Below are 17,470 nucleotides of genomic sequence, written 5' to 3'. Positions count from 1 at the left end.
TGGCACCGTCCGTGGACAAATGAGGGCAGAATGTCCATTAGCAGTGCCTGACACCAATATAAAGCTGCACTGAAAATTGACTGAATATTGCCCTTATACTAAACTAGTAGCAGATTGAGATATTTCACCACTTAACTATTTTCCTATAAGAAAGGATGCTGTACATTGCCACAATCATCTCAAGGTTCAAATTGTGAATTGCCTTCAAGCAATAAGCCGAAGGAGATTTCCTCTGATGGATCTTTCAAGCGGCAGACAAACCGGTTTATGACTCCCTTTGGCGAGGGGCCGGATAAGCTGCCTGCCGAAGCGGGGCGCTACCGCCTTTTATGGTCGGCCGCCTGCCCATGGGCGCACCGTTCGGTTATTGTCCGGAGAGTGCTTGGCCTGGAAGATAGCATCAGCCTTGGCACCGCCAGCCCGATGCGGCCCCGCCTTCAGCATGTTGACTGGGAATTCTCCCTTGATGAAGGAAGACGTGATCCTGTTCTTGGCATTCAGTATATGAGCGAAGTATACAAAAACGCAGACCCTGATTATGACGGCAGGCCGACGGTGCCGGTCATGGTTGATATAAAAGAAAAAAAGGCCGTCCACAACGACTATTTTAAGCTCACAAACTATTTTGAGACAGAATGGGCTGCATTGCATAAAGAAGATGCACCTGACCTCTATCCGGAAGACCTGAGAGCTGACATCGACGAACTGAATGAAAGCATCTTTCATGATGTAAACAATGGCGTCTACAAATGCGGGTTTGCGCATTCGCAGGGGGCCTATGAAGAGGCATACGATAAGCTGTTCGCACGACTTGATGAGCTGGAGCAAAGGCTTTCCGGCCGGCGATTCCTGTTCGGCGACTATATCACCGATTCAGATGTGAGGCTCTACACAACCCTTGCCCGATTTGACGCTGCCTATTATACCGCGTTCAACACAAACCGGAATTTGATCCGTGAATATACGCATCTATGGGGCTACGCCCGCGACCTTTACCAGACACCGGGATTTGGCGATACCACTGACTTTGATGCAATTAAGCAGCACTATCATTTGTCCATCACCATCTCAACCGACAAGGCAGAGCCGGCTATCCTGCCAAAGGGTCCGGAATTGTCAGTATGGAACACAGAGCATGGACGTGAAAAGCTCAGCGGTAAGACAGAAAAGTTTTTGAAAAAAGGAGCAGATGGCAGATGAGCGGCGTAATCATCCGCAATGCGGAAAAGGAGATGACCGGGACCATCCGCGAGCAGCGGGTTTCCGCCTATTCGGCCCATACCGGCAGCATTCCAGGACCGCATTGGGAAGCATTAAAAAAAGCGATATCCTCTGATGCGGACCAGCAGCCGGGCGTGGAGCTGATCATTGCCGAGGAGGATGGCAGGCTCGCCGGCAGCGTCGCCCTTTTTCCGGCCAGGACTGATGCCTATGAAGGTTATGTGGAGGAACTGGATTACCCGGAAATCCGGATGCTTGCCGTTGCTCCTGAATTTCAGGGCAAGGGCATTGCGAAAGCTCTCATCTCTGAATGCATCCGCCGCGCAAAGGAACAGGGCTTCCATAAAATCGGCCTGCACACAGGCGATTTTATGAAAAACGCGATGAAACTTTACGAAGGCTTTGGATTTAAAAGGCTGCCGCAGTATGATTTTGAGCCGGCTGGTGATGGGATTATTGTGAGGGCTTATGTTTTAGAAATATAGTAAAAAACGGGGGAAGGTGCACTTCCCCCGTTTTCCTTTTCATAGCTCAGACGCATACTGATTAAGCTGAGTTGGCAAAAAAAGTGCCAGGCACCGCCCATGGACACTTTTACCCAATCTGTCCATCTGCGGTGCCTGGCACCCACACTAATCATTCAGATACACCCATGCATACTGCGCATAAAGCTCTGCGCCTGTTGTGAGTGCGTCTTCGTCTATGTTGAAACGTCCGTGGTGGTGAGCCCATTCGGTATCTTTATCAGGATTGCCGCTGCCGACGAGTGCGAAGCTTCCTGGTGCGTGTGCGAGGTAGATGCTGAAGTCCTCGCCGCCCATTGTCGGCTTTTCATGATAGATCGCTTCTTTCCCGAAAGCTTCTTCCGCGATCTTCTGCACCAATCCTGCACTTTGTTCCTCATTGATGACAGCATCCGTGCCGCGGATATATTCCACCTTGGCTTCTGCCCCGTAGACAGAGGCGGTCTGCTCTCCAAATTGCTTCAGCAGCATTTCCACATGATCCCTCGTTTCCGCATCAAAGCAGCGGACCGTTCCTTCAATCTCGGCATTTTCCGCAATGACGTTGAAGCGGGTGCCGGCTGACATCTTGCCGACTGTCAGGACGGCCGGGCTTTGCGGATCGATGGCCCGTGATACGACTGCCTGGACATTCATGACAAAGGAAGATGCGACAACAGCGGCATCAATGCATTCGTGCGGCATGGCACCGTGTCCGCCCCGTCCTTTGAACTTGATTCTGAATATATCGCCGGAAGCAAATGACGGGCCAGGAGTGCAAGAGATTTTATGCGTCGGCATCTGGGACCAGATATGGATGCCGAACACATTGTCGACCCCTTCCATCGCTCCCTGCTTCACCATCTCCTTCGCCCCTTCGGCAATTTCCTCAGCCGGCTGGAAAATCAGCCGGACGGTGCCTGGCAGCTCGCCTTTGATCTCCACAAGGGCCTTCGCAGCGGCAAGCAGCATGCTTGTATGGGCATCATGTCCGCAGGCATGCATTTTTCCGGGAGAGCTTGACACATAAGGCAAATTGTTATTCAGCTCATCAACAGGAAGGGCATCCATATCTGCCCTCAAGGCCACCCGTTTTCCGGATTTGCCGCCGGCGATTTCAGCCACCACCCCGGTTGGGTTCATCCTCCTGAAGGGAATGCCGAGTTTTTTAAGAGAGGTAACCACAAACTCTGTTGTTTTCTCTTCCTCCCACGGAAGCTCCGGTTCGCTGTGAAGCTTCCTCCGGATGCTGACCAGCTCTTCTCTGCCAGCCTGAATAGAGGCTTTGATTGCAGGGTGGAGCATCTTACTCAGCCTCCGTCAGCTTCTTTGCTGCTTCATAGAAAATTTCGACGGCTTTCGCAATGTCCTTGGAATCTGACCATTCTTCAGGGCAATGGCTCAGGCCGTTCCTGCTCGGAATGAACAGCATGCCGACGTCCGTGAAATCGGAAAGTACCATTGCGTCATGCCCGGCTCCGCTGTTGATCGGGCAGTATGGAATATTCAATTGAGCGCTTTTTTCTTTAAATAGCGTCAGGATTTCCTCGTTCATTGCTTTAGGCTTCATATACAGCGGCTGTTCAACGGAGGTCTGAATTCCGCCGCCATCGTAAGAGCCGATTCGTTCTTTCACTTTTTCAACCATATTCAGTACATGCTCTTCCTTGCCTGAGCGGATATCCACTGAGAACACCACTTTATCCGGGATGACGTTGGCTCCATTAGGAAAAACATTCAGGCGGCCGACGGTCAGAACGCTCCCTTCCCCTTCTGCTTCAGCCAGTCCCGAAAGCCCGGCAATGATGGCAGCCGCCGCAGCGAGTGCATCCGAGCGGCGGTCCATCGGAGTCGTCCCGGCATGGCCTGCCTGCCCCTTCACAGTTACTTCCAGCTGGGTCAGACCGACAATCGCTTCTACCACACCGATCGGGATACCTTTTTCCTCGAGTATTGGCCCTTGTTCGATATGCAGCTCCAGGAACGCTTTAATCGTTTTCGGGTCCCTCTGCTTTGGAAGAGAAGGATCCAGCCCGATTTTCTCCATTGCGTCCTTCGCCAGCACGCCATCCCGGTCTGCCAGCTTGAAAAATTCTGTCTCGGACATCAGCCCGGTGATACCTCTCGACCCCATGAGACCGCCTCCAAAGCGGGAGCCTTCCTCTTCCACCATTGCGATGACTTCCAGCGGGTATTTCGGCTTCACATTATTCTCTGCAAACAGCGCAGCCACTTCAAGACCTGCCACAACGCCTGCCGGTCCGTCATAGGAGCCGCCATTCGGAACAGAATCAAAATGTGAGCCAATCAGCACGCTTGGTGCATCCTCCAGGGTTCCTTCGAGCTTTCCAAAAATATTTCCAAGGCCGTCCTCAGTGACTTCCAATCCGATTTCTTTCATTTTTCCCTTAATATAATTGCGGGCCTGAAGGTCTTCCGGACTGTAGGTGAGCCGTGTTGTACCCTTTCCAGGCGTAGCCGTAAAATGACTCAGCGCTTCTATATGCTTCTCTATTCTGGCAGCAAGCTGCTCTTTTACTAGACTCATGTTCTAATCCTTCCTTTCTTTATAAGAGGCTGACAAAGAACCCTGCGAGGACAACGGAAACGATGGTGACGGTGATGAAGCCGCCGACGAGCATTGGCGGAAGCATATGGCTAGTCAGCATCTCCCTTTCTTCCTCATCTTCGGTCAGTGATTTAATCACTTCGTTCGTGATTATATAATCTGCCGGGAATCCGTATAAAGCTGTCAATGATACGGCGAAGGCCATATTTTTGCTGACGCCGAGAATTTTTCCGGCAATAAAGGAGAAGATGTACATCCCGATGACGCCAAGCACAATAGTGCCGACCAGCGGCCCGATGATCTGCAGCATCATGGACGGTGTTGCCTGCTTCAGACCATCAAAGATAAAGAGCATCAAGGCCATAATTGCGAAACCGAAGGCATTGGCCTTTTGGAGGACCTGCTTTTCCAGGAAGCCTAAGCTTGTGGCGATTACGCCAAACAGCAGGCAGATGACAAACGGGCTCACACTGACAACAGGCGCCAGCCAGGCGGAAACCTGGTAGGCCAGGAAAGCAACGACCGAAAGGCGCAGCAGCTTGAAGAAATCGGTATTGTATTTTTCCGGCATACTCCTGAACAGCTTGAGCTCCGGCGCGGCTGGAGCCTCAGCCGCCGCTGCCATTTCCGCTTTGGCAGGCTGCTGTTCCTTCAGTGCTGCACCGCCATTCTTGCGATAGGCTTCCAGCAGGTTCTTTCCTTCTTTTTTCAAAACAAAGGATGTAATCGGATAGCCTGCAAACCCCTGCATCACATAGATGACAATGGCGAACACGGACAGTGAAGCAAGCCCCGCTTCCTTTGCACCCTCTGACATGATTAAGGCAGAGACTACACCTCCGACCAACGGCGGAATTGCCACAACAATCGTCTGATAGCCGAAGATAAATGTTCCGACTGCGAAGAGTATGGCGATGATGCCAAGGATGCCGGAAATAGCAATAACAATCGTTTTCCATTGATTCTTCAGTTCCTTGACCGATAAGAGCGTACCCATATTTGTAATCAGCAGATACATCATTAGTGTCGCAACAACCGGCGGCACACCTGCCAGCGCGACGATATCCTGCGGAAAAAATGTCCAATATCCTGCAAGGAATAATACCGCACACACAAAGATGGAAGGCACCCATGCCTTCGTACGGACTGCCACAAAATCTCCGATGAATAAAATTAAAACAAGAATAACAACTGCCAACATTTGGGACATAGGGAACTCCCTCCTTTTCTGAATTTATTATTTCGGTGAGCGAAAAATTATTAATATTAGTATAATAATACAGCAAAATTAGTCAGTCAATTTAAATTATTTTAAATATTTAAGTAAGCGTTTACATTTTTATGTATGGACGTTTTAAAGTGATGAAGTAAGAAATTTCTGCTTGAAGGCTTGGTGCTAGTTAGTGAGTTTTTAATGTAAAAAAATGCCGGTCCGATTGGCTTCGGACCGGCATTTTTCAGTCATTTACGAAGAAAATCATTCGATTCCACATAAGTTTCCTAGTATTCTACATAAAACAAGTTTTTCAGTTATTCTACATTAAATCGGCCTAATTCTACAAAAAATACATTCCCTGTAATGACCGTGCCTGACACTCCATATGGACACTACAACCTATTCTGTCCACGGCCGGTGCCTGGCACGACATCTTCACAACACCATTGCATTCGACCATTTCCGGGGAAATATGCATGCAGACTTCAAATAGTGACAAAAAAAGTGCCAGTACCTGCCGCAGCAGGTGCCTGGCACCCCTTATCCTATATCTCCATCTCCCAGCGCTCCTGCTGGGTTTTCTTCAATTGTTCTTCAGTTTCCTGCGGATGGACCGTACGGAATTTATGATGGTCCGCCGGGATGATTTCAATCATTTTTTCAATCATGTCCTCTGGATCGAATTGATGCTTCAGCCCTTCCTGCTGCTTGAGCATATCTTCTTTCCTGGTAAAATTCTTGTCTTCATCGTACCATTTCCATATTTCCTCGGCGCTGCGGTCATTAAACCCGGTGTTGTAGGCGCCTGGATTGATCGTGGCAACTTTTACGCCAAATTCCTCGAGCTCGCTCTTCAATGTCTGTGCAATTCCTTCAATAGCATGCTTAGTAGCGGTGTAAGGTCCGACATAAGGAGTTGCGGAAATGCCTGCCATCGAGCTCAAGAAAATGATTTTGCCGCTGCCTTTTTTGACGAATTTCCGGGCAGCGATTTGAACAGTCTCCAAAGTGGAAAACACATTCACTTCAAATAAAGCCCTGAAGCGGTCCATCGGCACTTCACCGAGCGGTCCGCCTTCATTGATGGCCGCATTGGCCACAAAAATATCAAAATCGTATTCCTCTATCTGAGCCCGGTCCCGCTCATTGGTGATATCCAGCTTGAATACCTCCATATCGAGTCCAAGATCGCGTGCTTCCCTGAGAAGATCTGTCTTTTGCGGTGTAATTTCTGTTGTCGCGATGATTTTATGCCCCTTTTTGGCAAGGCCGATGGCAGCCCCTCTTCCAAGTCCGCTGCCTGCACCGGTAATGAAAATGGTTTTGCTCATAATCTGATTCCTCCTATTATTTGCTCTACCATTCTCTCTTCCCATCAGGGGCTGTCCTAAACACAGGAATAGGCGGAGGTCTATTCTTTCACCTGCTGCCAGATTAGCCAATGGCTGTGAATAGCCAAGTTGTGAAACCTTCATTCCATTTTTTTCAATACAAAAAATGCCCGGCTAAAAGCTGGATTCCAGCTTTGCCGGGCGTTTTAATCAGTGTGAGAATTTCTCTGTCCTGTTTTTGCGGATAGCGTGAATGATAAAGGTAACAATGAACGCAAGGATCATCACGCCTATGAAAATTTCATTCGGTATATGGATTTCGACCAGTGTCAGTCCCATTTTAACCGCAATGAAGGTAATCAGTGCATAAGCGGTTGTTTCCAGCTCAGGCACTTTGTTCATCAGGCTGATGAAGAAGGTTGCAACACCCCTCATCAGCAGGATGCCGATCATGCCGCCGAGCAGGATGACCCAGACTTCCTCTGATACAGCCAGGGCGGTCAGGATGCTGTCCACTGAGAACGCCAGGTCCATGAGCTCGACACTGATGACGGTTGCCCAGAAGAGCCCGAATGTCGTAACAAGCCAGCCTTTTGGCTTGCGGGCCTCATCCTCTTCGCCTTCCTCTTTGTTTTTCAGCTTGTCCATAAAGAACTTAACGGACAGCCATAGCAGATACAAGGCACCGATCAATTTGATGAACCATAACTTGATCAGGAACGTCCCGAGACCGATGAAGATGAATCGGAACAGATAAGCTCCCCACAGTCCGAAAATGAGGGCTTTCTTCTGCTGATCTTTAGGCAGCGGCTTGACGAAAGCCGACAGGACCAGTGCATTATCGGCTGATAGTATACATTCAAGGACCGCCAGGGATAAAATCATCCCCCATGCTTTTGATGAGGTCAGCATCTCCGCCCACATATGCCAATCAAACATTGAAGCGTACGTTGATAATATTTCCTGCCACATTCTTCATATCTCCTTTGATGTCTTGAGCTTATTTATTTCATTCTTTCCAGCAATTCATTCAGCTTTTTAAGGCCTTCAATAATGTCAGTAAGCGACTCATCGGATTCGTCTTTTATGGAAAAAGAAATCCTCTCTATCAGTGCTGCATTCATTTCCTCAACTGTTTGAGCACCCTTCTCGGTAAGAGCTACCTTGACGACGCGCTCATCATTCGGATCCCGGAACCGCCTCAGGAATTCCAGCTTTTCGAGTTTTTTGCACATGGTTGAAATATTGGTGCCTGCCATGTTCAGACGGGATGCAAGGCTGCCGATTGTATGGGAACCATGCTGCTGAACTTCGACCAGTATCCGGATCTGAAGGCTTGTAAGTCCATATTGCTCACAAATGGAAGTGATAATCACATTTGTATTTTCGCTGATTTTCCGTGTATAGTTCCACAGCATATTTTTAAAATCCATAACAACCATGATAGTCCTCCGTTAAGTATGTTTTATATTATATATAATCTATATATATTATAGATCATAATAATAAAATCGGCAAGTATTGAAAGAAAATGATAGTGTGCTCGCTAAAAATAGAAGAAGGCCGCTTTACAGCAGCCGTACGCAATCTATTTTATTTTTCACGATGGACCATATAGTCCAGCAGATACCCCAAAAAGGCAAACTCCGCGCGCAGCTCCTGGAGCAATTCAGCTGCCGAACAATAATGCTCCCACATCGACCTTTTGGCGCCATCCTTCCCAAGCGCCGAGACATATGTTTCCTTCTGGTTCCTCCGGTCCGTTCCTACCGGCTTGCCGAGCAGCATCGGATCTCCCTCCACGTCGAGCAGGTCATCCCGTATCTGAAAAGCGATCCCGGCATGCCGGGCAAATTTTTTCAGGACATCAATTTCATCCTGTTCTGCTCCTGCAAGGATGGCCGGCATGATAATGGACGCCTCAAAGGCGATGCCTGTTTTATAAAAACAAAGAGCATCCAGCTCCCCTGCCGTCAATGCTTTTCCTTTCGCCTCTAGGTCCATCGCCTGCCCGCGGCACATTTCAGCGGTTGAACGGGCGGTATAGCGGATCAGTTCCAGGACCGCATCCGGCGTGGAAGAGGTGAGCGATGCCTGATCCTCCATAGCTTTCTGCGTCAAATAAAGACCGGAAAGCTCAGCTGCTGCCGTGCCATATACCTCATGGACAGCAGCCTTCCCCCTTCTGCTCGGAGCATTATCCTGGGCCGGAAGATCATCGAAAATCAGAGAAGCTGTGTGCATGTATTCCAATGACCGGAGAAGCGGCATCAAAGCAGTTTCCTCCATACCGTATGCCTCAACGCCCACAAACCAGGCAATGACAGGCCGCAGCCTTTTTCCCCCGGCTGCCAGGCTGTAATTGGCCGCCTCCCGGACAGGCTCCCCCATCAGCAGATCTTTATCCTCAATCCGAAGCACGTTATTAATCCTTTTCTGCACTTCCTCCACTTTATACCGGAAATCCTCCTGCCCCAGCCGCTCCTTTTGCAGGCTGTCAAGCATATGGTCTCTCAGCAGCTTATCGAAAAAGTCGACATCAGCGGCCTTTGCGGCCATCTGCTGAATCAGCCGGCTGAACTCCGGGCTGCCGGGTGCAAACAGCTCCATGACTTCCCTGTATTTTTCTTTTCCGAGCCTCTCCTTGCTTCGCTTTAAACCATTGATGGCCCGGTCCAAAATTACTTCCCTCGCTTTTGGATTGGAACCGTAGACATCATGGATCAGGTGGACAATAACGGTCCAATACACCTCAAACGGATTCAGCAGGTCATGCCGCGCCCTGTAATGGGTGAGGTAGTATGTATAAGGGGTGACCGCCCCATCCTCCAGGTCAGCAAACAGATCAGCAAAATCATCGGCAAGCTGGTTGTAGATTCCATAATAAAAGGTCCGGCTGTCAAAGCCGTCATCCTTTCCACTGTTCAGTACGGAACGGACAATCAGGCGCGACGAGGACGACTTCAGGATAACGGGAATATACAATTCTTCATTTGTGTATGATGAATCATTCAGATCCTTCTGCCGGTCCACCTCCTGGGACTGGAAAAAGACATAAGCCTGTTCAAGGAAGCTGGCCAGCGTCTCCGGCGTCTGCTGGGCTTTTATATAATGGAAGGCTTCCCGCAGCTCATTATGTACATAGGTGATCAAAGGCAGAATAGCACGCTGCCACCTGCCAAGCGGCGGGACGCTACCCGTTGTCAGGGTAGTGCAGATCAGCTCAGAAAACTGTTTTTTCTCATCTTCAGACAGTACCCGGCTGTCCAGCAGATCATCTATGAAAGGATAAGTCAGTCCATAAGAATAGCCAAGCCTGATAGCCCGTTCCAATCTTCTTTTCCGCTCCCCTGCCTCTATCCCTTCTTTCATAGCTTCAGTTTCATGCATCAGTACGCCTGCAATGATCTTAATCAGCTTCCGCTGGGCATGGGCAGCATCCATGCCTTCAGGGATATTCCGTGCAGTCTGCTGCAATTTTTCCATCAGCCAGATGACAGCTGATTGGATGCCCTCTTTCTCAGCCCATCTGTACAGCCCGGCCATGCCGAAATACTCTGCTTCCTGCTGCTTCGGTGCCGTGAGACGCTCCTTCAGGCTCTCCACTGCCCTTCCGATGCTTTCCTTCGTATCCCGGTCATCAAGGGATTTCCCCAAATCCCTCATATATAAATAAGAAATGCTCCGGTCCAGATAATCATCCAGCTTGCCCCTGTATTCCAGCCACTTGATATAAGAATGATAAGCTTTGGAATCAGGCTTTCTGTTTTTCCGTGAAAAAAACGGCAAAAAAGACGATGTCTGCCGATGATTCTTTTTCCATGAATGAAAGTCTCTTTCCAGAACAGGGATAAAGCTTTTTTCTGATGCCTGCGCAAATAGAGCCTGAAAATAGGCAGCGGCCTTCTTCTCCGCCTCCCGGTAGCAGGCTTCAGGGTTGATTAAGGTTTCTTTTATCATCTGGACACTACCTTTGCATTTTGGTCTGTTTTATATGTATGCATGTTTGCGGACAATCATTAATGAGGCCATCCTCCTATATCATTCTTTTAACATAGCATGTTTGGGGGCTTTTGCGGGGATAGAAAGGAAAAAAATCCCCTGACAGATAACGCAGAGGATTGCTGGTTGTATCTATTGGTTTTGCTGCATGAAAGAGTTAGCAGGGTTATGGATGCCCGTCAGCAAGGATGTTGCATGATCCGTCCCAAAAGAAAGACGGGATTCGATCAGAAAACAAGAAAAACCGTCCCCAAAGTGATGATTGCCCCGCCCACAATCGTATGCTTTCTCGCTTTTTCTTTTAAAATAACGAAGCTCAAAATCATAGTGATCACCACACTGAATTTGTCAATCGGAGCTACAATCGAGACCTTGCCAATCGCGAGCGCCCCGAAGTAGCAGAGCCAGGACAGCCCTGTTGCCGCTCCCGAAAGGATGAGAAACAGATAGCCTTTGGAGGAGATAGTTTTCATTTCCCGGTATGTCTTCTGGTAAAAAACAATGGCCCATGCAAACAGGAGAATGACGATGGTCCTCAGAAAGGTAGCGACATTGGAGTCTACCCCCTCCATTCCGATTTTGGCCAGGATTGAGGTCAGGGCAGCAAAAACAGCGCCCAATATCGCGTACACAATATAGCTTTGTGATCCGGTGAATCTCTTTTTGTCTTCATTTTTGCCGATCAGCACGAAGGTGCCGATGGTGATGAGGGCACCTCCGGCCAGGATTTGGGGCGCTGCGGGCTCGCCAAGCAGCAAAATGGAGAGGATGATCGTCAGGACGATGCTGGACTTATCAATCGGCACGACCTTGGAAACCTCGCCGATTCCCAGCGCTTTGAAGAAAAACAGCCAGGACAGCCCTGTGGCGAAGCCTGATAAAATAATGAAAAGCATGGCTTTCGGCTGTATCGCAGCGATTGTGCCGAACTTGCCTGTGATCAGGACCATGAGGAAAGCGAGGAGCAGGACAACGATCGTCCTGACGGCAGTTGCCAGGTTGGTGTTTACATTTTCCATCCCGATTTTCGCCAGGATATTGGTCATTGAGGCGAAAAGAGCGGCCAATAATGCGAGGATAATACTCATTGTGACATCTCCCTTGAATAGGATGCCTGCCCAAATAAAAAGGCTGCCGGTTACAGCAGCCTTAGACTGGGTACATCCGGGTTCTTGTACCCTATAGTGTACGCCCGTTTGTCCCGATTACATCCTTATACCAATAAAAAGATTTCTTTCTGCTTCTCTCCATGGTGCCGGTTCCGTCATCCTGCTTGTCCACATAGATGAATCCATAGCGCTTTGAGAATTCACCCGTCGACATGCTGACCATGTCGATGCAGCCCCAGCTTGTATAGCCCATCAAATCAACTCCGTCTTCAATGGCCTCCCCCATCGCTTCAATATGGGCGCGCAGGTAATCGATCCGGTAATCATCATTGATTGTGCCGTCTTCCTCAGGTTCATCATAGGCACCCAGACCGTTTTCAACTACGAAAAGCGGCTTCTGGTAGCGGTCATGCAGCAGGTTCAAACTGATCCGCAGCCCTTCTGGATCAATCTCCCAGCCCCAGTCGCTCCTCTTCAGGAACGGATTGCGGACGCCTCCGATCAGATTGCCCTGTGAAGCTTCATCATCTGACTTCTCCTTCTTCTCGGTGCGGGACATATAATAGCTGAAGCCGATATAATCGACAGTCCCTTCGCTGATAATATCCAGGTCTCCTTCTTCCATTTCAAGCTGGATACCATGATCTTTAAAGTATCTGTCCATATAGGAAGGATATGCTCCCCTGACCTGCACATCTGTACAAAAATAGTTGAAGAGCTGTTCTTCCCTTAAGCTGTGCATCACATTGGCCGGATTGCTGTCATAAGAATACACAGGGGCAAACAGGATCATGCATCCGATCCTGGATTCAGGGCTGATTTCCCGGCACAGCTTCACTGCAAGAGCGCTGGCGACAAATTGATGGTGATACGCCTGGAATGTGGCTTGACAACGGTCTTTTTCTTCTTGGATGGAAAAGCCCAGCCCCTGGATCGGCATGACAAGGCCGCTGTTGATTTCATTAAAGGTCATCCAATACCTTACTTTATCCTTATAACGGGTCAAAACTGTCCTTGTATATTTTTCAAAAAAAGAAACGGCCTTCCGGCTTCTCCAGCCGCCATATTCCTTCACCAGATGAAGCGGCATTTCATAGTGGGAGAGTGTTACGACCGGCTCAATGCCATGCTTATGAAGCTCATCAAAGACACGGTCATAGAATGCCAATCCCTCTTCATTTGCTTCAGCTTCATCCCCGTTCGGAAAAATCCGCGTCCACGCAATCGACATCCGGAAAGCCTTGAAGCCCATTTCCGCGAACAAAGCGATATCCTCCTGATAGCGATGGTAAAAATCAATCGCTTCATGGTTGGGATAATAGTAATCGTCAGGATGGATCTCAAAGTCAAAGCCCGGCCTTGTTAAAATGTCATAGCGCCCTTTTCCGCCGGGAAGGACGTCTGCTATATTCAGTCCCTTGCCTCCTTGATTATAGGCGCCTTCTATTTGGTTGGCTGCCGTCGCGCCTCCCCATAAAAAACCTTCTGGAAAACGGTATTCTTTCATGATGTTGCCTCCTCTGGCTGATCCTATTTTACTTTTAGCTTATTCTTCTCTTAATAAGCCTTGTACTAAGTATCTTAACGCTGAATCTCAAGAAGAGTAAATGAAGACTGCCCATTCAGTTCGTTTTTACCGAAAATGAGAATTGTCTCATAACTGAAACACTATGTTTCAGAGAGCATGCTTGTGATAAAATAGAAAAACGATTGATGATATCCTTTAGATAGGAGCGGAACAGCCTTGTTTACAAATGAAATGATTGCCAGCTTTAATCCGCTGGAGATTTCTCTATATAATTATATTTCCCAAAATCGCGAGAAAGTGGTCTATATGCGGATCCGGGAGCTGGCAGATGAAACACATGTGTCGACAAGTACGATTCTCCGCTTTTGCCGCAAACTGAATTGCGAAGGTTTTTCGGAGTTTAAGGTAAAGCTGAAAATGGAGCTGAAAGAACAGCAGGGAGCAAACATCAAAAGCTCACGAGAGTCGGCAGCCGAATTTCTGGAAAGGGCGCTTAAAGGGGATCTTGAGGAGAGCATTGCAAAAGCTTCCAGGCTTGTGGCAGAGGCAGACAGTGTCATTTTTATCGGGATCGGAAGCTCAGGCATCCTGGCGGAATATGGGGCAAGATATTTTTCAAGCTTAGGCGCTTTCTCGCTGTATATAAAAGATCCTCATTTTCCGATCCATTCAAAGTGGCAGAAAAACAGCGTTGTCATTGCCCTCTCCGTTTCAGGGGAAACGCCTTTTACAGTTGCCCACCTGAATAGGCTGAAGCAGGAAGGAAGCAGAGTCATCAGCATTACGAATAACCGCGCTTCCACGATTGCAAAGATATCTGACTTAAATATCTCTTATTATGTAAGCGAAGAGTTTATGGGAGAGTCGAATATCACCACTCAGGTTCCGGTTGTGTATATTCTTGAATCGATGGGCAGGGAGATACATCGGCTTGGCCATTAATGTAAAAAGATCTGGAATTAAATTTAAGACCCTGCCTCACCATATCGCTGAAAATCCAAATCTAGCCTAAGCCACCCAGCGCCTTTAATCGCTTCACCGCCGAATGCACAGTCAGCCTATGATAAGAAATCAGTCTCTTTTTAAAAACTGCCCCATAAATGCCATACGGTGTCGGCGAAAGGCGCAGCAGTTCTTCCCTGCTTGTCAGCTCAATGATATTCGCTCTCAGCCCCAGTTTTTCTGCAGCGGCTGTGAGGTTGTCTGCCGCAATTTCCACAAACGGACACTGCGGCATTCGCAGAATCGTCAGTTCCTCGAATGGTTCCAGCCGCTTCTTCCAGTCACCGGGAAAATAGGGGTCAGGATCATCCCCAAATTTGTAAACCATGAGCTCGAACCCATAGGGAGCCCTTCCTTTTTCCACAAATCCATGCTTGATGAAAATGTCGGCGCTTGGCGTCCAGGAGGTATCCGGATTCGTGATTACGATGACACCTGCTTTCTGCTGCTTTCTGGCATCCTCCAAGCAACGCTCAATCAATTGCGAGGCATATCCTTTCCCTGTCACATGCACCCAAAGGCAATGGATGACAAGATAATTTTCCCCATAGACAGCCCTTGAGGAAAATTCGATCGGCGTATATTCAATGAATCCGGCCTGTCTGCCGTTCTCCAGGACTTTCAAATACTTCAGGCCCTCTGTAAATCTCTCGGTCAGCCATAGATTTTTATTTTGGTAGCCTGAGGAACCCGGCTTGCTGCGCAGGCAGTAGCAGCCTTCCCCAAGGCATTCTCCATTTAGTTCTTTCAGTACTGCAGCAGGCATATTTCTCCCCTTCCTTTTTCTCTAGTTTGCAAGGATGCGTATAAGATAAGGATGATGAGAGCCCAATTTTATCCGTCATCTTTCTTCTTTTTTCATCCGTTTCGCCTCCATGCATATTATTTCTTCACACCGGCCGGATTTCCTCCTTTTACCAGATAGGAACGTTTGCTGGCAGTTCTAGCGTTTACCCGCCGACCATTAAGGTCAAATACATAATATAGGCTGGATATAAGGAGGTTCACTTTGTTTTGAGTTCTGTTTTAACTGGGGCTGCCCTCGTTTTTATCGGGGCAAATCTGTATTATTTTTTTGCCAATAAGTCCTATAAGAAGAGCCGCTTCAGCTCTGTCTTATTTTTGAAGCTATTTTTTGTGATGCTTGGCCTCACGCTTGGCTTTTCCGTCATTTTTTACGCCCTTTCATTCGATGATGTGGTGCTGCGGGTTGGAACACTGGACGGGAAGCCTGCCGACCAATCGTTTATGAATCTGCTCTATTTCAGCGGAGTCACCATTCTATCTGTCGGCTACGGAGACCTGATCCCGGTAGGTTCACTCCGGTTTTTTGCCCTGCTTGAAGCTGCCATTGGTGTCCTGCTGCCCACTGCTTATTTTATGAAAGCGATGGGTTCTTCAGGGAAAGAAGAAGAGCAGGATTAGGGTGAAAATAAAGAAAGGCTGCCAGACAAAATTGTCTGGCAGCCTCTTTATTATGTTATGATGCTTCCACTGTTTTCATGGAAGTTTTCTTCTTTGGACGATCTTTCTCAGTCATGGTCAGCCCGGTGAATCCGTAGAACAGGGATACGAGCGGAGTGATCAGGGCAAGGAAACAGAATGGCAGATAGGCCCCTGTTGCAACGCCAAGTGCGCCTGCGGTATAAATGCCGCTTCCAGTCCACGGGACAAGTGAGGAGCTTTGTGTCCCGGTGTCTTCCAATATCCTCGACAGATTCTCAGGCTTGAGGTTAAGCCGTTCAAAAATAGGTCTCATCAGTGTGCCGCCCATGACGGTCGAGAAGTATACCGATCCGCCGATGGCAAGTGTTGCATAGCTGACAAGAATGGTCACAAGGGTTAAAACACCAGTGCTTTGGATCTTATCAGCAAAAGAAGCAATGAGCGCTTCCAGGACGCCGGATTCGGCGAGCATCCCGCCAAGGCCGAGCGCGAACAGGAACAGCGCGATGAGCGCCAGCATGCTGACAAGTCCTCCGCGCTGAAGCAGGCTGTCGGCCATTTCGATGCCGGATTCTACTCCATAGCCGTTATAAAAAATGCTGATTGTGTCTGAAAAACTGAAGCCCTGATAAACGATGGCAATGATGCCGCCAACGGCTGCACCGATAAAGATGGCCGGGATGGCCGGTTTTTTCAGCATAAGCATCCCGATCAGGACGATGACAGGAATCATCGGCACCAGCCCGAGATTAAATGCTTCAGCCAAATAGGATGTCAGTTCATTTACACTCGCTGCATCCACGGTGGCCCCGCTGTATTTAAAGCCAATGAACGTGAAGATAATCGCCGTAATCAGATAAGCGGGCACAGTCGTCCAGAGCATATGCTTGATATGGCTGAATAAATCTCCGCCTGAGACGGTCGGAGCCAGATTCGTCGTGTCAGACAAGGGCGACATTTTATCCCCGAAATACGCACCGCTAATGATGGCGCCGGCTGTCACGCCGACAGGTATGCCTAATGTCGTCCCTACACCCATCATGGCAATCCCTGCTGTTCCGATGGTTCCCCAGGAAGTCCCTGTTGCCACAGACACCAGTGAACAGAACAAAAGAGTCGTAACAAGGAAGAACTGTGGAGATATGGCTTTAATTCCATAATAGATCAAGGTAGGCACGGTTCCAGATGCAATCCATGCACCGATTAAAATGCCGACGGTTAATAGAATCAGCGAAGGCTGCAGCGCCTTGCTCATCGATGACAGCATCGATTTCTCCACTTGCTTATAAGAGTATCCCAATCCCATCATGAAAGGGATCAATACAAGCATACTAATAAACATCAGAATTTGAATCGGTGCATCAAAAGCAAGAATGCCGACCGAAATAACGGCAATCGCCGCAAATAGCATTAATAGCGCATAAATAAAAGACGGTTTTCTAATATCGGTTTCCAACCAACCACTCCTTACGGTAAATTTTGATCTTACAACTGTCCTGGATTGTTTTTTGACATGAATGAAATAAGATCGTGTGTTTTTGCA

Annotated in this window: 15 protein-coding genes; 4 read left to right on the top strand and 11 right to left on the bottom strand. The window is 48.5% G+C overall.

From position 1 onward, the window contains the following. Positions 1-267 precede the first annotated feature (267 nt). Together N288_RS04900 and N288_RS04895 are read left to right on the top strand one after the other, a co-directional pair. A complete protein-coding gene (locus N288_RS04900; protein WP_083783083.1) occupies positions 268-1,200 on the top strand; it encodes a glutathione S-transferase family protein in 933 nt (310 codons plus the stop codon). Then, positions 1,197-1,706: a GNAT family N-acetyltransferase gene (locus N288_RS04895; protein WP_009791828.1), complete on the top strand. Its 510-nt coding sequence runs from the start codon at positions 1,197-1,199 to the stop codon at positions 1,704-1,706. Before N288_RS04900 ends, N288_RS04895 begins: the two co-directional genes overlap by 4 nt. 147 nt (positions 1,707-1,853) lie before the next feature. Here the strand turns inward: N288_RS04895 and N288_RS04890 are convergent, their stop codons facing one another. The 9 genes from N288_RS04890 to N288_RS04850 form a co-directional block, all read right to left on the bottom strand. After that, positions 1,854-3,029: an amidohydrolase gene (locus N288_RS04890; RefSeq protein ID WP_009791829.1), complete on the bottom strand. Its 1,176-nt coding sequence runs from the start codon at positions 3,027-3,029 to the stop codon at positions 1,854-1,856. 1 nt (position 3,030) lies between these two features. Next, on the bottom strand, positions 3,031-4,272 hold the full coding sequence (locus N288_RS04885; RefSeq protein WP_009791830.1) for a Zn-dependent hydrolase: 1,242 nt from the start codon (positions 4,270-4,272) through the stop codon (positions 3,031-3,033). 19 nt (positions 4,273-4,291) lie between these two features. Further along, positions 4,292-5,503 (bottom strand): hypothetical protein, encoded by a 1,212-nt coding sequence (locus N288_RS04880; RefSeq protein ID WP_022543475.1) that lies wholly within the window; start codon positions 5,501-5,503, stop codon positions 4,292-4,294. A gap of 551 nt (positions 5,504-6,054) precedes the next feature. Next, a complete protein-coding gene (locus tag N288_RS04875) occupies positions 6,055-6,840 on the bottom strand; it encodes an SDR family oxidoreductase (protein ID WP_022543474.1) in 786 nt (261 codons plus the stop codon). Between the two features lie 210 nt (positions 6,841-7,050). After that, positions 7,051-7,812, bottom strand: coding sequence for a TerC family protein (locus N288_RS04870; protein WP_022543473.1), 762 nt, complete (start codon positions 7,810-7,812; stop codon positions 7,051-7,053). Positions 7,813-7,844: 32 nt separating this feature from the next. After that, positions 7,845-8,282: a MarR family winged helix-turn-helix transcriptional regulator gene (locus N288_RS04865; RefSeq protein ID WP_009791834.1), complete on the bottom strand. Its 438-nt coding sequence runs from the start codon at positions 8,280-8,282 to the stop codon at positions 7,845-7,847. A 151-nt stretch (positions 8,283-8,433) separates the two neighbouring features. Next, complete coding sequence (locus tag N288_RS04860) at positions 8,434-10,800, bottom strand: polyprenyl synthetase family protein (RefSeq protein WP_009791835.1); 2,367 nt, start codon at positions 10,798-10,800, stop codon at positions 8,434-8,436. 269 nt (positions 10,801-11,069) lie between these two features. Beyond that, positions 11,070-11,930 (bottom strand): EamA family transporter, encoded by an 861-nt coding sequence (locus N288_RS04855; protein ID WP_022543472.1) that lies wholly within the window; start codon positions 11,928-11,930, stop codon positions 11,070-11,072. 91 nt (positions 11,931-12,021) lie between these two features. Next, positions 12,022-13,458: a glycoside hydrolase family 1 protein gene (locus N288_RS04850; protein WP_009791837.1), complete on the bottom strand. Its 1,437-nt coding sequence runs from the start codon at positions 13,456-13,458 to the stop codon at positions 12,022-12,024. Between the two features lie 237 nt (positions 13,459-13,695). Between N288_RS04850 and N288_RS04845 the strand changes: the two genes are divergently transcribed. Beyond that, positions 13,696-14,421: a MurR/RpiR family transcriptional regulator gene (locus N288_RS04845; RefSeq protein ID WP_009791838.1), complete on the top strand. Its 726-nt coding sequence runs from the start codon at positions 13,696-13,698 to the stop codon at positions 14,419-14,421. A gap of 61 nt (positions 14,422-14,482) precedes the next feature. Here N288_RS04845 and N288_RS04840 read toward each other — a convergent pair whose 3' ends face one another. Next, entirely contained in the window at positions 14,483-15,247 is a 765-nt protein-coding gene (locus tag N288_RS04840; protein ID WP_009791839.1) for a GNAT family N-acetyltransferase, read from the bottom strand. 248 nt (positions 15,248-15,495) lie between these two features. Here N288_RS04840 and N288_RS04835 point away from each other — a divergent pair, with 248 nt between their 5' ends. After that, positions 15,496-15,906, top strand: a complete 411-nt coding sequence (locus N288_RS04835) for a potassium channel family protein (RefSeq protein WP_009791840.1) — start codon at positions 15,496-15,498, stop codon at positions 15,904-15,906. Between the two features lie 55 nt (positions 15,907-15,961). On the opposite strand, the gene nhaC is transcribed toward N288_RS04835, so the two are convergent. Beyond that, positions 15,962-17,383, bottom strand: coding sequence for a Na+/H+ antiporter NhaC (nhaC, locus tag N288_RS04830; RefSeq protein ID WP_022543471.1), 1,422 nt, complete (start codon positions 17,381-17,383; stop codon positions 15,962-15,964). Positions 17,384-17,470: the final 87 nt, after the last annotated feature.

It is taken from the genome of Bacillus infantis NRRL B-14911 (genome assembly GCF_000473245.1).
GTDB lineage: Bacteria > Bacillota > Bacilli > Bacillales > Cytobacillaceae > Bacillus_AB > Bacillus_AB infantis.
Note: the sequence above shows the minus strand (reverse complement) of the source record. Positions and strands in the feature narration are given on the sequence as shown.

What these genes read in the sequence shown, in the direction of transcription:
- N288_RS04880 (WP_022543475.1), bottom strand. Translation starts at nt 5,503, where the DNA reads ATGTCCCAAATGTTGGCAGTTGTTATTCTTGTTTTAATTTTATTCATC.
- N288_RS04890 (WP_009791829.1), bottom strand. Translation starts at nt 3,029, where the DNA reads ATGCTCCACCCTGCAATCAAAGCCTCTATTCAGGCTGGCAGAGAAGAG.
- N288_RS04895 (WP_009791828.1), top strand. Translation starts at nt 1,197, where the DNA reads ATGAGCGGCGTAATCATCCGCAATGCGGAAAAGGAGATGACCGGGACC.
- N288_RS04865 (WP_009791834.1), bottom strand. Translation starts at nt 8,282, where the DNA reads ATGGTTGTTATGGATTTTAAAAATATGCTGTGGAACTATACACGGAAA.
- N288_RS04870 (WP_022543473.1), bottom strand. Translation starts at nt 7,812, where the DNA reads ATGTGGCAGGAAATATTATCAACGTACGCTTCAATGTTTGATTGGCAT.
- N288_RS04840 (WP_009791839.1), bottom strand. Translation starts at nt 15,247, where the DNA reads ATGCCTGCTGCAGTACTGAAAGAACTAAATGGAGAATGCCTTGGGGAA.
- N288_RS04860 (WP_009791835.1), bottom strand. Translation starts at nt 10,800, where the DNA reads ATGATAAAAGAAACCTTAATCAACCCTGAAGCCTGCTACCGGGAGGCG.
- N288_RS04875 (WP_022543474.1), bottom strand. Translation starts at nt 6,840, where the DNA reads ATGAGCAAAACCATTTTCATTACCGGTGCAGGCAGCGGACTTGGAAGA.
- N288_RS04850 (WP_009791837.1), bottom strand. Translation starts at nt 13,458, where the DNA reads ATGAAAGAATACCGTTTTCCAGAAGGTTTTTTATGGGGAGGCGCGACG.
- N288_RS04885 (WP_009791830.1), bottom strand. Translation starts at nt 4,272, where the DNA reads ATGAGTCTAGTAAAAGAGCAGCTTGCTGCCAGAATAGAGAAGCATATA.
- N288_RS04900 (WP_083783083.1), top strand. Translation starts at nt 268, where the DNA reads ATGACTCCCTTTGGCGAGGGGCCGGATAAGCTGCCTGCCGAAGCGGGG.
- N288_RS04855 (WP_022543472.1), bottom strand. Translation starts at nt 11,930, where the DNA reads ATGAGTATTATCCTCGCATTATTGGCCGCTCTTTTCGCCTCAATGACC.